The following is a 22,585-nucleotide window of genomic DNA, read 5'->3' as shown; positions in this document are numbered from 1 at the left end:
CGTATTGTATAGTATAAGCGAAGGTAGTTAAAGCGTTATCAAAAATGAATTGTGAGGTAATAGATTATGAAAAAACTTTATTCTGCTCTTATGACTGCATTTAACGAAGATGGTTCTGTTAACTTAGACGGCGTTCGTGAAATGGTTCGTTACAATATTGATGTAAATCATATCGATGGACTTTATGTAGGTGGTAGTACTGGTGAAACTTTCATGCTTAGTACAGAAGAAAAAAAGAGTATCTTCAAGGTTGCTTATGAAGAAGCTGCTGGCAAAACACATCTTATTGCTCAAGTAGGCTCTTTGAATTTAAATGAAGCAAAAGAATTAGCTAAATATGTGACTGATTTAGGTTACCCTATGATTTCTGCTGTTACACCTTTCTATTATAATTTCTCATTTGAACAAATTAAGAATTATTATAATTCAATTCTTGAAGGTGTAGATAATAAACTTATTATTTATTCTATTCCAGCCTTAACAGGTGTCGCATTATCTCTAGATCAATTTGCTGAATTATTTGAAAATCCAAAAATTGTAGGTATTAAATATACTAATGCCGATTTCTATCTCCTAGAACGTGTTCGTAATCGTTTCCCAGATAAGTTAATTCTTTCAGGTTTTGACGAAATGTTATTACCTGCTCTTGCATTGGACGTTGATGGTGCAATTGGTTCAACATTTAACTTAAACGCTCCTCGTGTTAAAGAAGAAATTGCAGCTTTCGAGGCTGGAGATATAGAAAAAGCTCGTGAACTTCAAACATTAAGTAATGACTATATTACTGATCTTTTAAATAATGATTTATATCCTACTATTAAGTTAGTATTTGAAAAACTTGGGGTTCATGCTGGCTACTGCAAAGAACCTATGAGCAAACCAACTCCTGAAATGGAAGCTGGAGCTCAAAAGATTTACGAAAAATATTTCAAAGAATAGTAGAAATTGGGGTGAAGATTATGGAAAATACCTTTCTTGATCAAGTTCATGGAAAATTAATTATTTCTTGTCAGGCACTTGAAGGTGAACCTTTACATAGCTCTTTCATTATGGCACGTATGGCACGTGCAGCTAAAATGGCTGGCGCACCTGCAATTAGAGCTAATTCTATCGTTGACATTCAAGCTATTCAAGACGAGACTGGACTTCCAATTATTGGAATTATAAAAAAAGACTATCCAGATTCTGATGTATATATTACTCCAACTCTTAAAGAAATGCGTCAAGTTGCCGCTACTGGAGTTGAAGTTGTTGCTTGCCAAGTAACAGGACAAGCACGTCCTAATGGAGAAAAATTGGAAGAAATCATTCCTCAATTCCGCGAAGAATTTCCTAATACTCTTCTTATGGCTGATACTGGTGATCTCAATGATGTCAAAGAAGCTAATAGACTTGGTTTCGATATTATCGGTACGACTATGCATGGCTATACCCCTACTACTAAAGGTATGAATATTGCTGATAATGATTTTGAATATTTAAAAGAAGTTCTAAAAGTTGCTGAGCATCCAGTTATTGCTGAAGGTAAAATTGATCTCCCCCAAAAAGCTAAACGTGTTTTAGAATTAGGTGTACATGCCTTAGTAGTTGGTGGCGCGATTACTCGTCCACTAGAAATTGCAAATAAATTTATGGACGCAATTAAGTAAAAAATTGTGCTATACTTGAGATAAATTATATCAGGGGTGATGTTGATGAATTTGCTTAATAATATAGAAGCAATTTTCTCCACACTTTCTCGCCAAGAACGTAAAGTAGCTTTAAAAGTTCTTCAAAATCCTCAAGAAGTACAATCTATGAATATTACTAAATTAGCTAAAAAAGCGGGTGTTAGTAATGCTACTATCACTCGCTTTGTGCGTAGAATGGAATGTTCTGATTTTCATGATTTTAAATTAAAGCTCGCTATATCTGCTGCTAGCTCTCCTGAGGTTCCAGTTTCTTCTGAAAGCGATTCTATGGGAGATAAAGTTTACGAATTCTATCAAAAAGTACTTCAAGGTACTTGGAAGCAACTAGATACTGACACTATTCATAATATTGTCCATGCTATTACTAAAGCTCGTCGTGTCTACGTTTACGGTTTAGGAAGTTCAGGTTATACTGCACAAGAATTCACTCAACGACTAATTCGTATGGGAATTGCTGCTTTTTGTACAGTCGATAGCCATATGATGTTTATAGATAGTACTATTGTAAACTCTGATGATGTTATCATCGCCATTAGTCAATCTGGTAATACTGATGATGTAAATGTTGCTTGTTCTTTAGCCAAACAAAAAGGAACAAAAATTATCAGCATTACTGGATTTTATCAAAGTCCACTTATTGAGCTCTCTACCTGGAGTGCGGTTGTCAAAAATAGTAATTTTGTTGATAATACTCGCTTTATCAATTCTCAGTTAGCAATTGTGTATGTTATTGATATTATTACAATGGAACTTATGGAAAAATCCGAGTATAGTTCTACTATGAATAAGACCGTTGAGTTAATTATGGATCGAAAATTATCTAAATAAAAATAGGCACCAATTGAGTTTTCTCGGTTGGTGTTTTTTGAAAGAAGGAATCTTCTATGAAAATTGCAGTTGTTGGTGGAACTGGGTTAGTTGGCCAAGGAATATTACTGGAATTATCAAAAGATACAACTTTAGAGCTTCACTCTATTTCACGTAATGGCAAACGCCCTAATTCTATTGCTGGTGTTAATTATCATTCTTTTGACTTAGCACATGATACTAGTTGGCATTCTTTACTTCAAACATCTGACTGGGTTATTGATTGTGTAGGAATTCTTCTCCCTAATAAATCAAAAAATCAAACCTATGAAAATAGTAGCATTGAACCTGCTAAGTTAATCATTGATAGCATCACTAATTTCGATAACAAGTTCTTGTTTATCTCTGCTAATTCAGCTCCATTCTTTTTAAATAATTATTTACATGCTAAAAGAACTGTTGAAAATTATGCTAGTAGAAAGTTGGGCAATCGTGCAATATCTGTCTATCCCGGATTAGTTTATTCTAAATTTCGAAGAAGCAACTATTATCTAGCTGTAATGTTAGACTTTTTATTAAAATTCAAACTATTTAGTTTTCTAAGAAAATATCGTCCAATTAGCAGGGAAAGATTTGCTAAAGAAATACGCTATATAATAGAAGAAAAAAGTAGTGAACTTACTTATAGAATTAAATAATACTAAAATTGTAATCATAAGTTAATTATCTGTAATTGTAATTTTAGTGTTTTTACAGAAAAAATTAAATCAATTCCTCACTAAATTAATTATCTTTTTCCCAATTACTCAACCTTGTTTTAATCATCATGTGTTAGAATGTTTCTTATCATTTTTAAAGGAGAATTTTTATGAATGATAAAAACAAAAAAATAGGCTTATTTAGCTTAATCTGAAGTGCAACAAAAAAGTTAGACAAAAATAAAATATTTTTAAGCAGCTAAGACATGGGTTCGGTAATCAACCGGACTCATGTTTTTTGTTTTATTGGAAATTCGGTCATTATTGTACCAATTGACATACTTGTTAAAGAAATGTGTGAACTGAGAAATACTCTTACATTTCTTTATTTCAAGCTGTGATTCAACTTTAAAAAGATGGAAAAAGCTTTCCATTGGGGCATTATCTAGGCAGTTTCCCTTGCGGGACATACTTTGAATTAAACCTAACGAATCAATCTTTTCACGGTAATATTCTAATTGGTAGTGCCATCCTTGGTCAGAATGGATAATTGGACTAAAGTTATTAGGGAGGTTATCCTCAAGCTGGTTTAATGTATCCATAATCAACAATTTATTTGGACTTTGGCTAACAGAAGCGGCTAAAACTTCCTTGGTAGCTTGATCTAAAATGACTGACATGTAAGCCCAGGTCGAATCACCTAGACGTACCTGTGAAACATCCGTATGAAGAACGGTAAAAGGAGATGTAGCATCAAATGTTTGGTTTAACAAGTTATCAGCTACCTTACCAACTGTACCTTTATAAGAAGAATAGTGATTATTTTTACGACGATTATACATAGCTGGTTGTACACCTAATTCGTTCATTAGGCGACGTAAAGTGGCTTCAGCCATGTGATATCCAGCTTTTTCAAGAAGTGGCATTATACGGCGATAGCCGTATGTGTAAGAACCTCTCCACTTACCTTTTTCCGCTATTTCCTTGATTACCACCTTAACATCAGCATACTTATCATTTTTATTGATGATACGTTTGCGTTCATCGTAATAGGTTGGTCGCTTCAAGTCAATCGTTTTTAGAAGCTCACCAATCCCATATCGTTCCTTTTTGGGCAAGTTTTGTTGGTCCACCCTGATCTGATCCACAATTATTGTTTTCTCCTTGGCTTTGAGGGTCCGAACAGGGTCAACGATTTTTTTAAGATATCACGCTCCATTTTGACTTGACGTAATTCACTCTTTAGTGCCGCAATTTCATCACTTTCCTTTTTTAAGATTTTGCGTGCATCCTTCTTTGTCATTTTTGACATCTTACTTGGCCTACCTTTCTTCTTGGGTTTCAAGGCCTCAGATCCACCTTCCATAAACAACTTCAACCAGATAGATATCTGTGAACACAAAAGATTATGGGAAGCTGCCACTTTGGACATTGAAACATCATTATTTAGGTAGTAGTTTATCACACGAAGTTTAAAATCAACAGTAAATTTACGTTTGAAATGTCGTAATTTCAACCCTTCGGGTCCTTTTAAATTGTATACAGTCCACCATTTTTTTAAGGTATCCTTTGGTAAAGAATACTTATTTTCTATCCATCGTTGTGAACAGCCAGTATCTAGGTATTCCTGAATAAGATCTAATTTGAATTTTTGAGTATATTTAGTCATACGAAAAAAGCACCTCACAATCACTAGACTTTGTCTAACAATTGTAAGGCACTTCATCATGATGATTTTTTCAAGTATCTTTGGTTTCGCTAATATGCCAGTTGCTTTTTTGCAAATGGGATATGCTAGTATCATCTGGTATATTTTTGCAGCCATCTTTTTCTTCTTACCAGTATCTATGATGCTTGCAGAATATGGCTCAACTTTTAAAAGCCCTAGTTAGTTAACGATAATTTGTCGGACTAACTAAGGCTTTTTCTTATTTATTCTTTTTATGTGCTTTAATTATTTTAAGCGCACGTTTCTTAGTCTTACGATTACTGCTTCGCAAACGACGATAAGCACTTGCTAAATCTGTCTTTTCCATTATATTCACCTCTCTTTAACTACCAACTTGCTTTGTGGATACCTGGTATTTTTCCTTGATGTGCTAACTCTCTAAAATTAATACGTGACATTTTAAACTTACGCATATATGCACGTGGACGACCATCAATTTCATCTCTATTTTTTAATCGTATAGGGTTAGAATCTTTAGGTAATTTTCGCAAGCTCTCATAATCATGATTTACTTTCAACTGTTTTCTTATCTCTGCATATTTAGCAACTAACATTTGCTGTTTTCTGTACTTTGCAATTTTTGATTTTTTTGCCAAATGTATTCCTCATTTCATTTAAATAGTAATCATTACTTTTTAAATGATATCAATTACGATTTAAAAAGTCAATAAAAATTAATCATATTCAAAATAAAGTTGTATAATTTGACTACTTTTTTTCAATTTTCTACAATTATCTTATTAACTACTCTAAGATTAGAAAGGAGAATGGCATTTTTTTTAATTGCCTATTAATTCATTGAAACACATTGTTACTGGAATTATTGCCAATGTTGATGCAGGAAAAACTACTCTTTCCGAAGCGTTACTGTATCAAACTGGGAATCTACGCAATTTGGGTCGCGTTGATAACGGTAATACTTTCCTAGATACCGACCAACTAGAGAAGAAACGTGGTATTACTATTTTTTCGCATCAAGCTAATTTAGAATATAATGATCTTTCACTGACTATCTTAGATACTCCAGGACACGTTGATTTTGTTACTCAAACAGAACAAGTTTTAAGTGTTCTTGACTATGCTATATTAGTTATTTCTGCTACTGATGGGATTACTAGTCACACTAGATCTCTTTGGAATTTGCTAAATCATTACCATATTCCTGTATTTATTTTTGTTAATAAAATTGATATCAGCACTAATAAGGCCTCACAGATTTTATCTCAATTAAAAAGTGAATTAGATGAATCAATTATTGATTTTTCTTCTGATAATATGATTGAAGATATTGCAATGTGCGATGAATCATTATTTGAAGAGTATTTGCAAATTAATACCATATCTGATGAAAAAATTCTATCACTAATCTCTGATAGAGTTATTTTCCCATGCTATTTTGGCTCTGCTTTAAAATTAGATGGTATTGATGAATTTTTGCAAGGATTCAATCATTGGACACAAGAGCCGCATTATCCAAACAATTTCCAAGCAAAGATATTTAAAATCTCACATAATGATAAAGGTGAACGTCTAACATGGCTTCGTATTCTAGGTGGTTCGCTAAAACCTCGAGAAGAAATATTGCCTGAACAAAAGATTAGTCAAATTAGAGTATATAATGGAGAGAAATTTTCAACTTATCCAACTGTTAATGCTGGTCAAGTTTGTACCATTCCTGGATTAATCAATACCTATCCAGGGCTAAGTATCGGAGAAAATCAAGCAGATACTATTCCAACTATTACCCCTGTTCTAAGTTATGCTCTTGATCCTAATGGTAGTGATATTCAAACTTGCTTAAAAGCTCTTCATGAATTAGAAGATGAAGATCCTAAATTACATGTTACTTGGTCTGAACATCTTCAAGAAATTAGTGTACAAATTATGGGAGAAATTCAGTTAGAGATCTTAGAACAAATACTCCTTGATCGATATAATTTAAACGTCACTTTTACTAAAGGAAATATTTTATATAAAGAAACTATCACTAATTCTATTGAAGGGGTTGGACACTTCGAACCACTTCGTCATTATTCAGAAGTACATTTATTACTAGAACCAGGAGAAAGAGGTAGTGGACTCCAATTCGAAAATCAATGTAGTCTAGAAGTATTAGACAAAAATTGGCAACATCAAATTATATCTAATCTCAAAGCTAAAGAACATTTAGGAGTATTAACCGGTTCCCCTCTTACAGATGTAAAAATCACCCTTTTAGGTGGGAAAGCTAGCAATGTACATACTGTTGGTGGAGATTTCCGTCAAGCTTGCAGTCGCGCAGTTCGACAAGGCTTAATGATGCTCAGAGAAAATAATAATTGCCAACTCTTAGAACCTTGGTATCGTTTCAGACTAAAAGTTGATCGTACTCAAATTGGTCGTGCAATCAATGATATTCAACGAATGCATGGTACCTTGGATGAACAACAAGTTGAGGGGATACTAACTGGAATTGCTCCTGTTTCAGAAATGTACAATTATGCCACCAATGTACGCGCATATACTCATGGGAATGGCACACTAGAATTGGAAGTTGCTGGTTATTATCCTTGTCATAATTCGACAGATATAGTATCTCAACAAAATTATGATCCTGTATCAGATTTAGAAAATACTCCACAATCTGTTTTCTGTTCTCATGGAGCTGGATATACAGTTGACTGGAAAGATGTACCTACAACTATGCATTGCGAGTATTTTTGGAATGGGATGAATTAGCAAAAAGCGAAGTCAGATGAAAAGGTTAATATATTGGTTGTATAATATTTAGGACTGATAATGTAGAATTTTTTACATTACGGTCCTTCTTTTATTTTCTTTATTTTGCGTCAAAATAAAAGAGAGCCCACACGTCAATCTAATTAAAAAAAGGACACCATCTGAAGTGCAACAAAAAAGTTAGACAAAAATAAAATATTTTTAAGCAGCTAAGACATGGGTTCGGTAATCAACCGGACTCATGTTTTTTGTTTTATTGGAAATTCGGTCATTATTGTACCAATTGACATACTTGTTAAAGAACTGTGTGAACTAAGAAATATTCTTACACTTCTTTATTTCAGGCTGTGATTCAACTTTAAAAAGATGGAAAAAACTTTCCATTGGAGCGTTATCTAGGTAGTTTCCCTTGCGGGACATACTTTGAATTAAACCTAATGAATCAATCTTTTCACGATAATAGTCTAATTGGTAGTGCCATCCTTGGTCAGAATGGATAATTGGATTAAAGTTATTGGGGAGGTTATCCTCAAGCTGACTTAATGTATCCATAATCAATAGTTTATTTGAGCTTTGGCTAACAGAAGCAGCTAAAACTTCTTTGGTAGCTTGATCTAAAATGACTGACATGTAAGCCCAGGTCGAATCACCTAAACGTACTTGTGAAACATCCGTATGAAGAACAGTAAAAGGAGATGTAGCATCAAATGTTTGGTTTAACAAGTTATCAGCTACCTTACCAACTGTACCTTTATAAGAAGAATAGTGATTATTTTTACGGCGATTATACATAGCTGGTTGTACACCTAATTCGTTCATTAAACGATGTAAAGTAGCTTCAGCCATTGATATCCAGCTTTCTCAAGAAGTGGCATTATACGGCGATAGCTGTATGTATAAGAACCTCTCCATTTACCTTTTTCCGCTATTTCCTTGATTACCACCTTAACATCAGCATACTTATCATTTTTATTGATGATACGTTTGCGTTCGTCGTAATAAGTTGGTCGCTTCAAGTCAATCGTTTTTAGAAGCTCACCAATCCCATATCGTTCCTTTTTTGGCAAGTTTTGTTGGTCTACCCTGATCTGATCCACAATTATTGTTTTCTCCTTGGCTTTGAGGGTCCGAAAAGGGTCAACGATTTTTTTAAGATATCACGCTCCATTTTGACTTGACGTAATTCACTCTTTAGTGCCGCAATTTCATCACTTTCCTTTTTTAAAATTTTACGTGCATCCTTCTTTGTCATTTTTGACATCTTACTTTGCCTACCTTTCTTCTTGGGTTTCAAGGCCTCAGATCCACCTTCCATAAACAACTTCAACCAGATAGATATCTGTGAACACAAAAGATTATGGGAAGCCGCCACTTTGGACATTGAAACATCATTATTTAGGTAGTAGTTTATCACACGAAGTTTAAAATCAACAGTAAATTTACGTTTGAAATGTCGTAATTTCAACCCTTCGGGTCCTTTTAAATTGTATACAGTCCACCATTTTTTTTAGGTATCTTTTGGTAAAGAATACTTATTTTTTAGACATCGTTGTGAACAGCCAGTATCTAGGTATTCTTGAATAAGATCTAATTTGAATTTTTGAGTATATTTAGTCATACGAAAAAAGCACCTCACAATCGCTAGACTTTGTCTAACAATTGTAAGGCACTTCACTCATAATCTGACAATGTTTGATAACTAATCCCTATTTTCTTGGCTGCTTCTTTTTGCGTTAATCCTGCATTAACTCTTGCAGCCTTTAGTGTTATTTTTGGCACTTTAATCATCTCTCTTTCTATTAATATTAACTTTATTGATTTAACATACTTCCGAAACTGTGTTTGATATAATTAACTCATCTCCTAATGAAAGGAGGTGTGATTTTATGAATAGCCTTATATCGACTTTAATAACTGCTCTTGTAGGTTTTTTAAGTGCTATAATTGGTGGACTCTATGCTACTAGAACCGAAAAACAAGTAACTGCTAGAATAGTGTTTGAAAATGCTTATCATGAAATATTTGAATTGATTGAAGATAAATTTTACGATAAATCACTTTCTGATGATGAAATTGCAGAATTAGGTAAAAATATATATTCTATCTTGCAAAAGTCAAATGGTTATTATTATCCATCTTTAAAAAAATACGCTTTATGGATGTTTAATGGAGAATATAACGATAATTTACAAGAGTTATGGCACTCTTTTTCTTGGACTTTTGATAGACAATACGAAAAAGTAACATCATTGATTGGTATTCCACCAAGAAGTAGATATTATCGAATGAACACTAAACAATATTCAAGCTTTTTTCACTTGATTAGAATATATTTTTTATCTAAATATGGTACTATCGAGCTACTTCTTATACTTATAGGTCTTTTATTGACACTAAATTATTTCACTAATTAAAACTACAATAAGTATTGTAATTATAGAAAATACAATATCTGACTTTCCTTTGTACTCACTGACTTTAAAGTTGGCATAGGCTAGTAAAATCCACAACAACAACATCACGTATAATTTGTTATTCATGTTTAGGTACTGCATCAAAGGTAAGAGTTACTTCAACAAGGTTTCCCTTACCTTTTTTTATATTCAAATTCTTAACTGCTTTAACTTCTTTTTCATCAATAAAAACTTTTTTATTTTTGACTTCAAACTCATTGAATGGTTTATTAATTCTCTCTACACCTCCTTATTTCTTCTTCAATTCATCTAGCTCTTTTTTTAGTTGTTCTTGTTCTTTTTTTAATTCCTTGATTTTGTTATCAAGATAAAAATCAATTATTTTGCTAACAATTACAACTGCTAAGATTATATATAATAATGCTGTATTCATAATCGTTATTATGTTATGATGAGGGTGCCACAAATTAAGGGGCAAGCCCCTTTCATTGTGGTTTAATCAGAACTTTAATGTTTTCGTCTATATCTTAGTTCTGATTTTGTTTTTTTATTTTCTAGTCTTAGTTTTTCGACTTCCAGATATTTCTTATATAGATTTAAGAACATATCTGATATGAAGTAGATAGCTAAGGCTATTTTTATTGCCTCATCCATAACTTTCTCCTTTCTTAGATTTGTAAAGCCCTTATCAACCTTACATGTATACATTAACACGGTTAAACCGTGTTAATAACACAAAAATACGTTTTTTTTGATTTTTTTGTACTTTTTTTGACAATAACACGGTTAAAACCTATAATTATAGAAAATAAGGAGGCGATTACTATGGTTAAATCAACTTTAGGTAATAAAAAAATAATGGCTTCTAACATTAGAAGGAATTTGGATAAATTAGGTTTAAACACTAAAGAATTTTCTAATAAATTAGATTTTAAATACACAACAGTATTAGACTGGGTTAATGCTAAGACTTACCCAAGAATTGATAAAATCGAAAAAATGGCTAATTTTTTTGGAATAGAAAAATCTGAATTAGTAGAAGAATTCAATGAAGATAATACATACTTAAATAGATTGAACAATACAGTTATGCAATTGAATACAGATAACAAGAAGAAAGTTGTTGAATATGCTGACAATAGGCTTAAAGACCAAATTAGACAAGAAAATAAAATTCATTCTATCACTGAAACTGATAACACCTATTATGTTGATGTTTTAGGTGCAGTTTCTGCAGGCACTGGCGAATGGTTAACTGATGAACAACATGAAGAAATCACTGTTAATAACGAACCACCAGAATATGATTTTGCTCTACGTGTTAATGGAGATTCGATGATTCCATTATTTTCTGACGGACAAATTATATATGTAAATAGAGTTGATGACTTGGATATGGTTAGAAATGAACAAATAGTAATTGCTGAATTAAACGGTGATGCATTCGTCAAGAAAATTGTTTTTGATAATAACAGAAAAGATTGGCAATTGATTTCCTTGAACAAGGAATATAAACCCATTAATGTTACAAAAGATGATGATTTTAAAGTAGTTGGATCAGTTGTATTATAAAATTAAAGGAGTTACATGTTTAATGAACACAGAATTAGAAGTGGTTAATTTAAAGAGTGGCAACAATATTGTATTTAAAGAAATCAAAGATAAATTTAGTAATAACTTAGAGATAGTATATGGTATTGGTGTATCCTTATACGCTAATCACGTTATTACTGAAAAATCAAATAGTTGGGAATTTAGTTCTTTCTGCACCGATCCAGTTAAACTATTTAATTTGTCTGATATTATCGACAAACGCCCTGCTAATCCTAATGAAATCACTATATTTAATAAACTATTCGACAATAAAAAACTAGATAAAGTTGACAAAGAATATCTAAAAAATAATTATGGAAAGGAAATCTGATTATGGAAAATTTTGTCGCAATAGATTTTGAAACTGCTAATGAAAATGCATATTCACCTTGTTCAGTTGGTATTGCTGAGTTTGAAAATGGTAAATTAGTAGATAGTTTTTATAGTCTCATTAATCCAGAACAAGAATTTAGTCCTATGAATATTTTTGTTCATGGAATACATCCAGAAGATGTAGAAAATGCTCCTACATACAAAGAAATTTATCCTAAAATACAAAGCTACATTTCTAATAATTTGATAGTGTCCCACTCTGCATTTGATAGAAATGTTCTAACAAAATCTTCAAACTATTATGATGTTGATTTCATAAATGTTGAGTTTATTGATACTCTAACTTTATCTAGAAGATTATTACCTGGTGTACATCATGGATTATCTCAGATGATTCAACATTACAAAATTGAAAACATAACTGAGTTTCATAATGCTTTAGAAGATGCTAAAGCTTGTGGTTTACTAGCAATTGCCATGTTAGAAGTTTCCGATTATTCAACCATATTCGAATTGGTTAATGACGCAGGATATAAATCATTTGGAAAAATTACACCAACTAAATATATACCTTTTACCCTATCTAGACACGGTTCTACACCCATTAAATTTCTAAATGCAGATGATATATTATCAAGGAAAAATCTACACAAAATTAATATTAATGAGACACGCATAAAAGATAAAAATATTGCATTTACTGGCAAACTGCAAAGCATGACAAGAAATGAAGCTGAAGTTATTGTTTCTGATCTAGGTGGTAATTTTCAAAGAACGGTTACTCTAAGTACTAATATTTTGGTAGTTGGTTTAGAAGATCCTAGAGTTGTTGGTCCTGATGGTAAATCTAATAAAATAAAAAAAGCAGAACATATTAATTCTAAAACAAACAACATTGAAGTGATCGATGAAAAAGAATTTATTCAAATGATATCACGATAAAAATTTATCAGAAAGGATATATCTGATATGAAATTAGACTATGATTTTGTTAGACAACTCCTACTCCAGTAATGATAAAGATAATACATATACTATTGAAGTTCTAGGCTCCGTTTCTGCTGGTACTGGCGAATGGTTGACTGATGAACAATATGATGAAGTTATGGTTAATAACGAGCCACCTGCACATGATTTTGCCTTACGTGTAAATGGAGATTCCATGACTCCTACTTTCTCTGACGGTCAAATTATTTATGTTAATAAAATATACGACACTGAAGAAGTAAGAAATAATCAGTTTGTTATTGCTGAGTTAAATGGCGACTCTTACGTTAAGAAGATCGTATTTGATGATAATAGACAAAGTTGTAAGCTGGTTTCATTGAATAAAAAATATGCTGATATTGAAATTAAAAAAATGATGATTTTAAAATTGTTGGTGTAGTTATCATTATTTAAATAAAGGAGTGAGTAACTGTGGATTGGAAAAAAGTACTATTAGGTAAGTTCGATTATTCTAAAACAACAGAAAATGGCAAATACAATTTAAACATTAATATTCAAGGTGGTATTTTCTCAGTAGCAATTATCATTGTTTTAATCGTCTGGTTAATTAAGGTTATCTAACTCACAATGTCATTTGAAGATAGCGTACGTCGGATTATTATGGGTGGGTTGAGTGTTTAAAATTGTTGGATTGGTTGTGATTTAAAAGATAGTGTTTTAGATTGAGATATATGTAATTATTATATTGAATCATCACAATTAGCTATTGTTAAAAATTGGCCTTTTTTTAACAATAAGTTTTAGCTATTGTTAAAAAATACGCTTTTTTTTACAATAGATTTTGATCATTATAAAAAAATAGCACTTTTTTTATAATAGCTTTTATATATTAGGAGGACTTTTATGAAAAAATATACTTCCCTTAAATCAGTTTTTTATAGTGACAAAAGTAGTGATAAAGTTATTTATACCGATTTTTTAAATAATCGTCTTAATAATGAACTGATAGTTTACTCAGGATTAAAAATGTCTCCTTTCAATAGTAAAAAAGAAATAAGAGATGTAAATACTTTATTTGAGATATTCTTTTTGCCTACGGTACAAATATCTATTTTAAAAGATAAAATTTACAAAAATTCCAGTGTAATTACCTACTATATGTCTCAACTTCCTGAAGTTGCCTCAGATCAATTATTTTATAATACATTAGTCTTAGAATTGCAAAGTACCAATGATATTGAAGGAATTAGAAGTTCTAGACAAGAAATAGGTGAAGCAATTAATAATGTTATTACTAAAAGTCAAAAATCTAATATGAGATTTGAAGGATTAGTTAATCAATATATTAATATTAAGAAAGGAAATTTTAACGAAATTAAATCTGTAAAAGAATTTAGAACTATTTGGGATGAATTAGTTGGTGAGGAAGAAAAAGATGAAATCCCAGATGGAAATTTATTTAGAAGGCATCCTGAATATGTAATGGACGGAAGTAAAATTGTTCATGCTGGAGATATTTCAGAAGAACAAATTACTCAAAATTTAACAAAACTAGTTTATGAGATGAACAATCATGATATTCCCGCTCTAGAAAGATGCTTTATTGCTCACTACTACTATGAATATATCCATCCTTTTTATGATGGAAATGGTAGAACTGGTAGATATATAGCATGCTCATATTTAGCAAGAAAATTAGACATTATGACTGCTGTAAGTTTTTCTTCAGCAATATCTTTACATAAAAAACGTTATTATAAACCTTTTATGGATATGTCCAAAACCTTTAATCATGGTGATGCAACTAATTTCATTATTAGAATGTTAGAAATATTGGAAGAAGGTCAAACCATACTCTTAAAGAGAATACAAACTGGTTTTAAACTCTTGAATGATGCAGAAAAAAGAGTTTCCAAACTTAAATCATTAAATGATGAAGAAAAATCAGTTATTTTCATTTTATATCAAAAGCATATTTTTGGTACTTATGCACCTGAGTTAACCGACAATGATTTAAAAGAAATCTTACACTTATCTACTTATAAAATTAGAAATATTACTAATAATCTTAAAAAGTTAGGGTATATTGATTTGATAAAAGAAAAACCTAAAGTGCATTACTTATCACAAGAATTATCAAAAGATATTCCTACATTACACTAAGATAACCCGTCAAAATCGACGGGTTTAAACAGAACTTAGTAGCGTTACAAAAAGATGATGAGTTTAAGATTGTTGGGTTGGTTGTATTATAATTAAATTCTTACAATAAAAATAAAGGAGTCATTTTTTGAATTTGGAAAAGATAAAAGACTTAATAGAGAAAAATTTTATTAAATCCAAAAATATTTGGCTAGCATATTTGCTAGCTATATTTTTTGGAACGTTTGGATTGCATAGGTTTTATTTAAAGAAAAATGGATTAAAGATGTTATTAATCACTGTTTTAACATTAGGATTGGGAGTGATTATCACTTGTCCAATACTTATTATGGATTTTTTCAAAATACCTGATTGGGTTAAAGATTGTAATAACATTAATAACACGTCCCCTACTGAAAAAAATATACAAACTAATCAATCTAGTAAACATATCAATAACACTGTAACATCAATAAACTTGAATGAATCAATGAGTACAAGCTCCAGGTTAAATAATTCATTGAGTGCAAATATTGAAGAAACAAATTCATCTAACATTGATAAACCTAGAAATAGTCAAGTTATAAGTTATTATTTCAAACCCAAACTTCAACCTGTAATGGAATTCAAACCAAAAACTAAGACCCATAAAAAATCTACACGAACAAAGACTAATTCATCAGAAACTATTAAAATCTCTAAACTCAGAAAACTCAGAGATGATTATGTAGTAGTTGATATTGAAACTACTGGATTAAGTCCAAGTGAAGATAAAATTATTCAATTATCTGCTATAAAATACATTGATAATAAAGAAATTGCAGTATTCAACGAATACATCAATCCACACACTAAATTATCAGATTTTATAATCAATCTAACTGGTATCACTCAAGATATTGTAGATTATGGTAAAGAACTAAATGACATAAAAGATAATTTTATTTCTTTTTATGGTGATTTACCTTTAGTTGGACATTATATTAATGGTTTTGATATAAAATTTCTAATTGCTAATAATTTAATTATTAAAAATATTTCAACTATCGATACGCTACCTTTAGCTAGGAAGTTGGATTTAGAAGATGCTAAATTACCTACCGTAAAAAAATTTTTAGGTATTAATAACAATTCTCATGATTCGTTAGATGATTGTTATACTACTAATGCTTTATATCAATTTGCAAAGAAGAATTTTTAACATGTCAGACAATCATTAACATACTAACAAAAGTCGTACATCCAACTCATTTACGACTATAAAATTAATTAATATATTAAATTTTAAAAATAAAGGAGAATTTTTAAATGACAGATAAAAATAATAGTAAACCTACTCATATTTATTATTAACTATGCAAGATAAAGATGAACTTATGAATTTAACTAAGTATCAAATAACTAACTATTTAGGTATTTCAGAAAATTTATCCATATTTATTAGGTAATAGTTAGGTTTATTGGTAGGTGGTATTTTACAATTGAGGTGATTTAGATGTTTTTTAAATTTTTCAAAAAACAAGAAAATAGTGCATCTTTAAATAATAAAAGAATAAACAAGAAAACTGGTTATCAGATGTCAACAGATAAACAAATAAAGGCTGCAAAAGAAAATGTTAAGTTTTCTGAAAAATATAAATTTGTTGATAATGAATATTATTCAGATGAAATGCGATATTCAAATAAGGTGATAGACTTTGTTCTTCCGCATTATAACAAAGGCAATTATTACTATAAAATTGGAGAATGGGATAAGGCAGAAAATGAGTGGCTTATGATACTAAAGCTTATGGGACATTTTCCCACACTCAAATTAGCAATTATGTATCGTAAACAAAAGCGTTTCTCTGATGAGGTCGAATTGTTAAAACTTAGTCAAATTTATGCAAGAAAAAATACCGTATACCCAGGAACCAAAGCAATTATTGAAAGAATTCCTAAAGCTGAAAAATTTAGAGAAAAACATATTAACGAAGATAAATCCAAAGGAATTGATAAAAATAAAATTATTCAAAAAATAATATAAAAAACAAGGAGTTGTTCACATACCTGAAAATGTATATCAAAATCATAAAAAATTAATATTAACAGTTACAATAATTTTTGCAATAGTTGGAACGATAATTCCAATAATAGGAAATCTAATTTTTGGATTATTAGGATTCATGATTATATATATCATTTGTGCAACTATTGATTATTTTAGACTTTCAAAGTCTGATAAGGAAAAATTAAAGGCTGAAAATCAAGCTATGAAAGACTTTAAGATACAAGCACAGAAGAATAAATTCAAATGTCCTAATTGTGGTTCTAAAAACATCCAAGCTTTAGGTATTCATAAAAAAGGATTCTCAACTGGTAAAGCTGTTGGATGTGCTATTTTAACTGGTGGTGTTGGTGCTTTAGCAGGATTTGCAGGCAAGAAAACAAATAAAACAGATTTTGTATGTAATGGATGTGGTAGAAGATTTATTCTATAATAACAGTTTTTTTACAAACAATTAAAATACCCGTCAAAATCGACGGATTTAAACAGAACTTAAAAAAACATACATTCATTTTGACCAATGATTTGAAGTCACTAAAAGCTAATCTCAAAGATATTTTAAGGAGGCTGTATCGTGAGAAGTAGATTTAAACGTGTATCTAAATTTTCGTTTATTTGTTTCTCAGTTTTAATAATTGCATCACTTATTGATAGTTCATTATCTATACTTTTACTATTTTCTTTGATAAATTTTTATCCACTGGTATCTCTCCTCTTTTAATCTTTTTCTTTGGTCTTGGGATGAGTGAAGGAGATAAAATCAATGATAAAATTAAATTTAGGTAGTTAATAACCCGTCATCTATTCTATGTCTAGCATTAGAGTATAGCTATAGTTCCTTCAAAAATTACATAACCAACCAAATAAGCAAAAATTATTTTAATTTATTTTTAAACATTTATAAACAGTTACTCTTGATAATAATTTTGATTTTATAAATAAAAAAATAAAATGTATTTTTCATAGAAAATAAACTATCATTGATACGACGGCATTTATAACTACCATGTATTTTTTATAGAAAATAAAGAGAGGTAATTATATTGACAAACGATGAATTATTAACATTAATTAATAGACATGATGAATCTGAAATTTTAGACTATAAAGAAAATATGAAAGATAAAAAGCAAATAGGAGAATACATTTCTGCACTAGGAAATTCTGCCTTGATGCTCCACCTATCCGCGGCTTATTTAATTTGGGGAGTTAAAGATATTTCGAAAGAAATTGTTGGAACCAATATTAAACCTTACTTAGAAAAAGCTCCTAAAGGCAATATGCCATTTATAACATATCTAGAACAATATTTAGACCCTAAAATAAATCTTTATTGGGAAGAACATATAATTGAGGAAAAGAGAATATTATTGCTAAAAATTGATGTGACTCATGTTAATAGACCAATTAAATTTTTAGGGCAAGGATTTATACGTGTAGGAACTTCAAAAAAATCTCTTGCTGAATATCCTGAAAAAGAAAGACTCATTTGGAAATCATTTGAATCTACATTTTTTGAATCGCAAATTGCTAAAAATGATGTTACTGCTAATGATATTTTTGAACTTTTAGATTTAAAATTATTTTCAGATTTGATGGATATATCCTATTTTGATACAGAATTAGTTATTAAATCATTATTAGATAAACATCTTATTGTCGATAGTGGAAATAACTATAACATAACTAATTTAGGAGCATATACTTTTGCTAAAAATATGGATAATTTTCCTACTTTGCATAAAAGAACGATAAGGATAACTAAATACAACGGAAATAATAAAATAGATAATGCTATTTTTGATGAACAACGTAAAGAAAATGCCAGCCAATATACTTCTTTTGTTAATTTCTAACTATAAAAGTGTGCATACTTAATGCATACTTTTTTGATATTTCGAGAAATATATATTAGCAGTTAAACATTTCAAATGCAGTAAAAACATTGTTAAATTAGTATTTATGGAATAATGTGAGATGTTCTGAAATTCCACATTATAAATTTAATCCATTAGTACAACTTAGTAATTCAATTACTTTATCCGGTAAATTAAGATCAATAAGTTTATTTGCTACATCATTAGGAATTTTATCAAAAAAAGTTATTCTAAAAATAAATACTCCACCAAAAATCAGTGACAGGATATTTCTTATTTCCATTATCTGATATTTCTTTCAACATCGAAATAATACTTTCAGCTGTCATACTATCCCCTCTTTAATTCAAATTAACATATCTCTTCCTATTATATGTAATAAATTTCAGAGTGTAAGGGTAGTCTATAAAAATAAATTTCCAAGTCACAAACATTATAAATATATATAATGTAAAAAACACATAACATTACCACAATGTATAATGTTATGTGTTTTGATACTATTTTTACACTTCGAAAATTTAATTGTGCTCGAGGTGTAAAAATAGTCTGTATAAAAAAGACTATTTTTACACTCCGAATAGATTCTGTCCCTTTTTCTTGTATTTCCTTACATTCTAACTTCTTTTTTTATCTCTATTTAGACTATTCTTACACTTCGAAGTGGTCAATATGGCAATTTCGGAGTGGAAAAATATCTTATTCCCCTTTTTCTTTTATTTTAAAAGACTATTTTTACACTTCCAAAAATTTGTAGACTATTCTTACACTTCGAACATTATATTGTTGCAAAAAATGCCTTAAATTGCGCGTGTAAGCCTTGACATATCAAGATTCTTCAATTTTAATAAAATTATCGATTATATACTAAAGTACTCTTTTCTCACTGTTATTATATTTCTTGTAATTCGCATAATTACAAGCTTTATCTATGTAAAAAGTGCATAAGACCGGGATTTGTTTATGTCGAGGTGTAAAAATAGTCTGTAATGTATATCTATTTTTTCGCTGTGTAAAAATGGTCTATAAATTCATTCAATTATATTGTAATTATTAATTCTATATGATTATAATAAACATAATGATAATTTATAGATGTTTCTATGATAATTCTTAGTTACATCTTGTGTATTGTGAGGTGTTTGTATGTCTAAAGAACCTGTTGTCCAACAAGAAATTGTAACAGCCTTCCCTAATACCAAGGAAGTTCGTTATGATAATGAATTAAATCGTATTCCTATTGGTTTTATGAATGAAAGTGAACAGAATATTTTCTTCGCTATCCTAAGTCAGGTTAAAGAAACTAGTGAAAGAAAGACCAAATTATCTTTTACTCAAATTCGTGAATTAGCAAGTTTTCAGAAGACTTCAAACAAAGAATTAATCAAGTCTCTTGATAATATGACAACAAAACTAGCCTCTTTAAATGTTCGAATCCATAATCAACAACAAATCATTAAGTTTACCCTATTCCCAACTTTTCAAATAGATGGGGATCAACAAACTCTAACTGTTGCTGTTAACGAAGATTTTCGCTATATCGTTAATGATTTAGCCAAAGGATTCGTAACTAACTTTGACATTGAAGAATTTACTTCTATCAAATCTAAATATGCGAAAACAGCTTTTCGTTTAGCTAGAGAACACGAAAATAAAGTCTTTGATGTTGTATTAAAGGATTTTAAAGAACTTTTCTCTATTCCTAAATCTTATCGACCAACGGATATCAATAGATTAATTTTAACAAAAGTTAGTAAAATCCTACAGGAGTATTTTACTATTTTTGAAATTACACCTGTACAAGATGAAAAAGGTAAAGCTCATCGAATCATAGCTTACCGTTTTAATATTGGAAAACGTATTTTAAGAAATCTTGACGAACCACGTCAAATTTCATTATTAGATGACTAAATAAAAAAGCCCCCTACCGACCAAAGTAAGGAGCCTAAAAACTGTATGTGACCAGCATACAGTAAAATCTCAGTCAAGTACCACCAAGACTAAGAACAAATAATTAATATCAAACTTACGATAGCTCTTTATAAAAGTTAATTAAGCACCACCAAAATTAACTTGAGTTTTTTGGACTCATTTTTCGCTATCTATGTTTTTAATTATAGCATTATTATGTCTTTTTTTCATCATTTTTAGTCTTGTGTGTACTTCAAATATTTTTTATGGAAGGAAGTTTACACAATGAAAAGTCTTACATCTCGTGCATTTTTACCAATAAACACTGATTTATTCAATAATCCTAAGTATCAAAAATTAAGTTGTGATGCTATGGTTTTATATTCACTATATTCTCAAAGAAAAGAAGTATCTACTTTTCATTCTCAAACTGGTAATGATACTTTTACAGATTCAGAAGGCATTTTTATCTATTTTTCTAATGACGAAGCTGCAAAAATCCTTCGTATGTCTGTAAGAAAAATCTCTACTTTACGCTCTCAACTTATTGACTGTGGTCTAATAAGTGTTATTCGTCATGGTCTTAAGAATTTTAAAATCTATGTAAATACACCAGAAACAACTCCAGCTGAAACAGATCTTGTTTTGCCTTGGGCTAATTTTGACTTTGAAAAGCCTATTAAATCCGTTCCTGCAAATTCTGCTAGTACGAAGTCGCAAAAATTGCCTATAAATCAATCTAACAATAATCAAACTAAATTATTATTATCAAGAGAATCAAATGAATCAGTACCACAAAATCAGAGTAACACTCTAGTCACACCTAAAAAATCCGAAAAAGATATATTAAATGAGTTATCTTTAGATTCAATTATTACAAGACTAAAAGTATCTTTAAGTCTTCCTGTGGTTTCTAGATTGAAAGTATTAGCAAATAATTCATATACAAAATTGAAATGGTTTAGTGACACTATTTTTAAAGCTAAAAGTCAAGTAACGAAGAAATTATTATCTAATGATAAATGGTTATATAATCCTGCAAGCCAAGAAGCAATTCGTTTTGAATCCAATGATTTATTAAAACGAGGACTAGAATCTGCTTTACTTCAGATTGCAGAAATCGTCTATAAAGGCAAAGAAAAAGTACAGAATGAAGCCAAGTTCATCTATGTTTACTTAAGAAATTTTATGGCAAATGCAGTAAAACAATATTTGATGGACAATTACGAATTAACTGAAGATGATAAAATAGAATTAAATCTACTGTTGAGTTTCTAAAAAAAGAACCTGTGATAATACAGATTCTTACAAGTAGTTTTTAGATTAAATTAATCCAGATTTTGCCCATTAGAATTAATAACTTTAGCGTACCATTTAGCTGAATCTTTAGCAAAATGCTGATAATCACCTGAACCATCTTCAGCTAAATTAACATAAATTAAGCCATAGCGTTTGGAAATTTCGCCGGAACTAGCACTGATTAGATCTAGATTAATAATTTTCTAGTCTTTTTAAATAAATCATATCAAATGATACTAATTAAAAAGACACTTCACTCAACCTAATAGAGTCAACCAGTCTACAAACTTTTAGAATTAATCCAAAAGCTCTCGTGGACAACTTTACAACTCGTTTGGCAGTCGTGTTTTGTTTCAAAAATTGTTCGTAAGCTTCCTA

28 protein-coding genes and 4 pseudogenes are annotated in these 22,585 nt (G+C 30.1%); 20 read left to right on the top strand and 12 right to left on the bottom strand.

Going from position 1 to position 22,585, the window contains the following annotated elements; all coding sequences use genetic code 11:
- Positions 1–66: 66 nt before the first annotated feature.
- From PTA89_RS09570 to PTA89_RS09555, 4 genes are read left to right on the top strand one after another with little or no spacing between them, the layout of a single operon-like run.
- Positions 67–939, top strand: a complete 873-nt coding sequence (locus PTA89_RS09570) for an N-acetylneuraminate lyase (protein ID WP_003699386.1) — start codon at positions 67–69, stop codon at positions 937–939.
- Between the two features lie 20 nt (positions 940–959).
- Complete coding sequence (locus PTA89_RS09565) at positions 960–1,649, top strand: N-acetylmannosamine-6-phosphate 2-epimerase (protein WP_003699384.1); 690 nt, start codon at positions 960–962, stop codon at positions 1,647–1,649.
- Between the two features lie 45 nt (positions 1,650–1,694).
- On the top strand, positions 1,695–2,519 hold the full coding sequence (locus PTA89_RS09560) for a MurR/RpiR family transcriptional regulator (protein WP_003703447.1): 825 nt from the start codon (positions 1,695–1,697) through the stop codon (positions 2,517–2,519).
- 56 nt (positions 2,520–2,575) lie between these two features.
- Positions 2,576–3,196 carry an NAD-dependent epimerase/dehydratase family protein gene (locus tag PTA89_RS09555; protein ID WP_324177470.1) on the top strand — a complete coding sequence of 207 codons (621 nt, stop codon included), beginning with the start codon at positions 2,576–2,578 and terminating at the stop codon, positions 3,194–3,196.
- A 251-nt stretch (positions 3,197–3,447) separates the two neighbouring features.
- On the opposite strand, the gene PTA89_RS09550 is transcribed toward PTA89_RS09555, so the two are convergent.
- Together PTA89_RS09550 and PTA89_RS09545 are read right to left on the bottom strand one after the other, a co-directional pair.
- Positions 3,448–4,344 (bottom strand): IS3 family transposase, encoded by an 897-nt coding sequence (locus PTA89_RS09550; RefSeq protein ID WP_081538457.1) that lies wholly within the window; start codon positions 4,342–4,344, stop codon positions 3,448–3,450.
- Positions 4,345–4,346: 2 nt separating this feature from the next.
- On the bottom strand, positions 4,347–4,865 hold the full coding sequence (locus PTA89_RS09545; protein WP_047036129.1) for a helix-turn-helix domain-containing protein: 519 nt from the start codon (positions 4,863–4,865) through the stop codon (positions 4,347–4,349).
- Between the two features lie 58 nt (positions 4,866–4,923).
- Between PTA89_RS09545 and PTA89_RS09540 the strand changes: the two are divergent.
- Positions 4,924–5,076, top strand: a pseudogene (locus PTA89_RS09540) (glutamate/gamma-aminobutyrate family transporter YjeM); the annotation flags it as partial.
- 48 nt (positions 5,077–5,124) lie between these two features.
- Here the strand turns inward: PTA89_RS09540 and PTA89_RS09535 are convergent.
- Both PTA89_RS09535 and rpsN read right to left on the bottom strand, forming a co-directional pair.
- Positions 5,125–5,232: a putative metal homeostasis protein gene (locus PTA89_RS09535; protein WP_003708625.1), complete on the bottom strand. Its 108-nt coding sequence runs from the start codon at positions 5,230–5,232 to the stop codon at positions 5,125–5,127.
- A 19-nt stretch (positions 5,233–5,251) separates the two neighbouring features.
- Positions 5,252–5,521 carry a 30S ribosomal protein S14 gene (gene rpsN, locus PTA89_RS09530; protein ID WP_003703463.1) on the bottom strand — a complete coding sequence of 90 codons (270 nt, stop codon included), beginning with the start codon at positions 5,519–5,521 and terminating at the stop codon, positions 5,252–5,254.
- A gap of 187 nt (positions 5,522–5,708) precedes the next feature.
- On the opposite strand from rpsN, the gene PTA89_RS09525 reads away from it, so the two are divergent.
- On the top strand, positions 5,709–7,643 hold the full coding sequence (locus PTA89_RS09525; protein ID WP_324177469.1) for a translation factor GTPase family protein: 1,935 nt from the start codon (positions 5,709–5,711) through the stop codon (positions 7,641–7,643).
- 201 nt (positions 7,644–7,844) lie between these two features.
- Here the strand turns inward: PTA89_RS09525 and PTA89_RS10285 are convergent.
- The 5 genes and pseudogenes from PTA89_RS10285 to PTA89_RS09505 all read right to left on the bottom strand — a co-directional run.
- A pseudogene (locus PTA89_RS10285) lies at positions 7,845–7,928 on the bottom strand (IS3 family transposase); the annotation flags it as partial.
- A gap of 27 nt (positions 7,929–7,955) precedes the next feature.
- On the bottom strand, positions 7,956–8,489 hold the full coding sequence (locus tag PTA89_RS09520) for a DDE-type integrase/transposase/recombinase (RefSeq protein ID WP_324177468.1): 534 nt from the start codon (positions 8,487–8,489) through the stop codon (positions 7,956–7,958).
- Positions 8,462–8,740 carry a transposase gene (locus PTA89_RS09515; RefSeq protein ID WP_324177467.1) on the bottom strand — a complete coding sequence of 93 codons (279 nt, stop codon included), beginning with the start codon at positions 8,738–8,740 and terminating at the stop codon, positions 8,462–8,464. Before PTA89_RS09515 ends, PTA89_RS09520 begins: the two co-directional genes overlap by 28 nt.
- Positions 8,741–8,742: 2 nt before the next feature.
- Entirely contained in the window at positions 8,743–9,108 is a 366-nt protein-coding gene (locus tag PTA89_RS09510) for a transposase (RefSeq protein WP_225361187.1), read from the bottom strand.
- A 209-nt stretch (positions 9,109–9,317) separates the two neighbouring features.
- Positions 9,318–9,431, bottom strand: a pseudogene (locus PTA89_RS09505) (helix-turn-helix transcriptional regulator); the annotation flags it as partial.
- A 98-nt stretch (positions 9,432–9,529) separates the two neighbouring features.
- Between PTA89_RS09505 and PTA89_RS09500 the strand changes: the two are divergent.
- Positions 9,530–10,057 (top strand): hypothetical protein, encoded by a 528-nt coding sequence (locus PTA89_RS09500; protein WP_087449093.1) that lies wholly within the window; start codon positions 9,530–9,532, stop codon positions 10,055–10,057.
- Positions 10,058–10,346: 289 nt separating this feature from the next.
- On the opposite strand, the gene PTA89_RS09495 is transcribed toward PTA89_RS09500, so the two are convergent.
- Together PTA89_RS09495 and PTA89_RS09490 are read right to left on the bottom strand one after the other, a co-directional pair.
- Positions 10,347–10,490, bottom strand: a complete 144-nt coding sequence (locus PTA89_RS09495; RefSeq protein ID WP_157664640.1) for a hypothetical protein — start codon at positions 10,488–10,490, stop codon at positions 10,347–10,349.
- A gap of 74 nt (positions 10,491–10,564) precedes the next feature.
- Positions 10,565–10,711, bottom strand: a complete 147-nt coding sequence (locus PTA89_RS09490) for a hypothetical protein (protein WP_161022768.1) — start codon at positions 10,709–10,711, stop codon at positions 10,565–10,567.
- Positions 10,712–10,882: 171 nt separating this feature from the next.
- Between PTA89_RS09490 and PTA89_RS09485 the strand changes: the two genes are divergently transcribed.
- The 13 genes and pseudogenes from PTA89_RS09485 (at position 10,883) to PTA89_RS09430 (ending at position 22,186) form a co-directional block, all read left to right on the top strand.
- Positions 10,883–11,629 (top strand): XRE family transcriptional regulator, encoded by a 747-nt coding sequence (locus tag PTA89_RS09485; RefSeq protein ID WP_167370871.1) that lies wholly within the window; start codon positions 10,883–10,885, stop codon positions 11,627–11,629.
- Positions 11,630–11,651: 22 nt separating this feature from the next.
- Positions 11,652–11,981, top strand: a complete 330-nt coding sequence (locus PTA89_RS09480; protein ID WP_087449094.1) for a hypothetical protein — start codon at positions 11,652–11,654, stop codon at positions 11,979–11,981.
- 2 nt (positions 11,982–11,983) lie between these two features.
- Complete coding sequence (locus PTA89_RS09475) at positions 11,984–12,925, top strand: exonuclease domain-containing protein (protein WP_087449095.1); 942 nt, start codon at positions 11,984–11,986, stop codon at positions 12,923–12,925.
- 40 nt (positions 12,926–12,965) lie between these two features.
- Positions 12,966–13,370 carry a S24 family peptidase gene (locus tag PTA89_RS09470; protein WP_225361188.1) on the top strand — a complete coding sequence of 135 codons (405 nt, stop codon included), beginning with the start codon at positions 12,966–12,968 and terminating at the stop codon, positions 13,368–13,370.
- A gap of 32 nt (positions 13,371–13,402) precedes the next feature.
- Entirely contained in the window at positions 13,403–13,552 is a 150-nt protein-coding gene (locus tag PTA89_RS09465) for a hypothetical protein (protein WP_157664642.1), read from the top strand.
- 282 nt (positions 13,553–13,834) lie between these two features.
- On the top strand, positions 13,835–15,094 hold the full coding sequence (locus PTA89_RS09460) for a Fic family protein (RefSeq protein WP_087449096.1): 1,260 nt from the start codon (positions 13,835–13,837) through the stop codon (positions 15,092–15,094).
- Positions 15,095–15,221: 127 nt separating this feature from the next.
- Positions 15,222–15,392, top strand: a pseudogene (locus PTA89_RS10280) (NINE protein); the annotation flags it as partial.
- A 30-nt stretch (positions 15,393–15,422) separates the two neighbouring features.
- Positions 15,423–16,274, top strand: a complete 852-nt coding sequence (locus PTA89_RS09455) for a 3'-5' exonuclease (protein ID WP_324177525.1) — start codon at positions 15,423–15,425, stop codon at positions 16,272–16,274.
- A 294-nt stretch (positions 16,275–16,568) separates the two neighbouring features.
- Positions 16,569–17,099, top strand: a complete 531-nt coding sequence (locus PTA89_RS09450; protein WP_087449098.1) for a tetratricopeptide repeat protein — start codon at positions 16,569–16,571, stop codon at positions 17,097–17,099.
- Positions 17,100–17,238: 139 nt separating this feature from the next.
- Positions 17,239–17,553 carry a hypothetical protein gene (locus PTA89_RS09445; RefSeq protein WP_324177524.1) on the top strand — a complete coding sequence of 105 codons (315 nt, stop codon included), beginning with the start codon at positions 17,239–17,241 and terminating at the stop codon, positions 17,551–17,553.
- A gap of 610 nt (positions 17,554–18,163) precedes the next feature.
- Complete coding sequence (locus PTA89_RS09440) at positions 18,164–18,976, top strand: AlbA family DNA-binding domain-containing protein (RefSeq protein ID WP_324177523.1); 813 nt, start codon at positions 18,164–18,166, stop codon at positions 18,974–18,976.
- 1,167 nt (positions 18,977–20,143) lie between these two features.
- Positions 20,144–20,908, top strand: coding sequence for a replication initiation protein (locus tag PTA89_RS09435; RefSeq protein ID WP_087449101.1), 765 nt, complete (start codon positions 20,144–20,146; stop codon positions 20,906–20,908).
- A 285-nt stretch (positions 20,909–21,193) separates the two neighbouring features.
- Positions 21,194–22,186 carry a replication initiator protein A gene (locus PTA89_RS09430; protein ID WP_301207562.1) on the top strand — a complete coding sequence of 331 codons (993 nt, stop codon included), beginning with the start codon at positions 21,194–21,196 and terminating at the stop codon, positions 22,184–22,186.
- Positions 22,187–22,236: 50 nt separating this feature from the next.
- On the opposite strand, the gene PTA89_RS09425 is transcribed toward PTA89_RS09430, so the two are convergent.
- Complete coding sequence (locus PTA89_RS09425; protein WP_301207678.1) at positions 22,237–22,389, bottom strand: family 1 glycosylhydrolase; 153 nt, start codon at positions 22,387–22,389, stop codon at positions 22,237–22,239.
- Positions 22,390–22,585: the final 196 nt, after the last annotated feature.

The organism is Ligilactobacillus salivarius, from assembly GCF_035231985.1.
In the GTDB taxonomy this organism is placed as follows: Bacteria; Bacillota; Bacilli; order Lactobacillales; family Lactobacillaceae; genus Ligilactobacillus; species Ligilactobacillus salivarius.
Note: the sequence above shows the minus strand (reverse complement) of the source record. Positions and strands in the feature narration are given on the sequence as shown.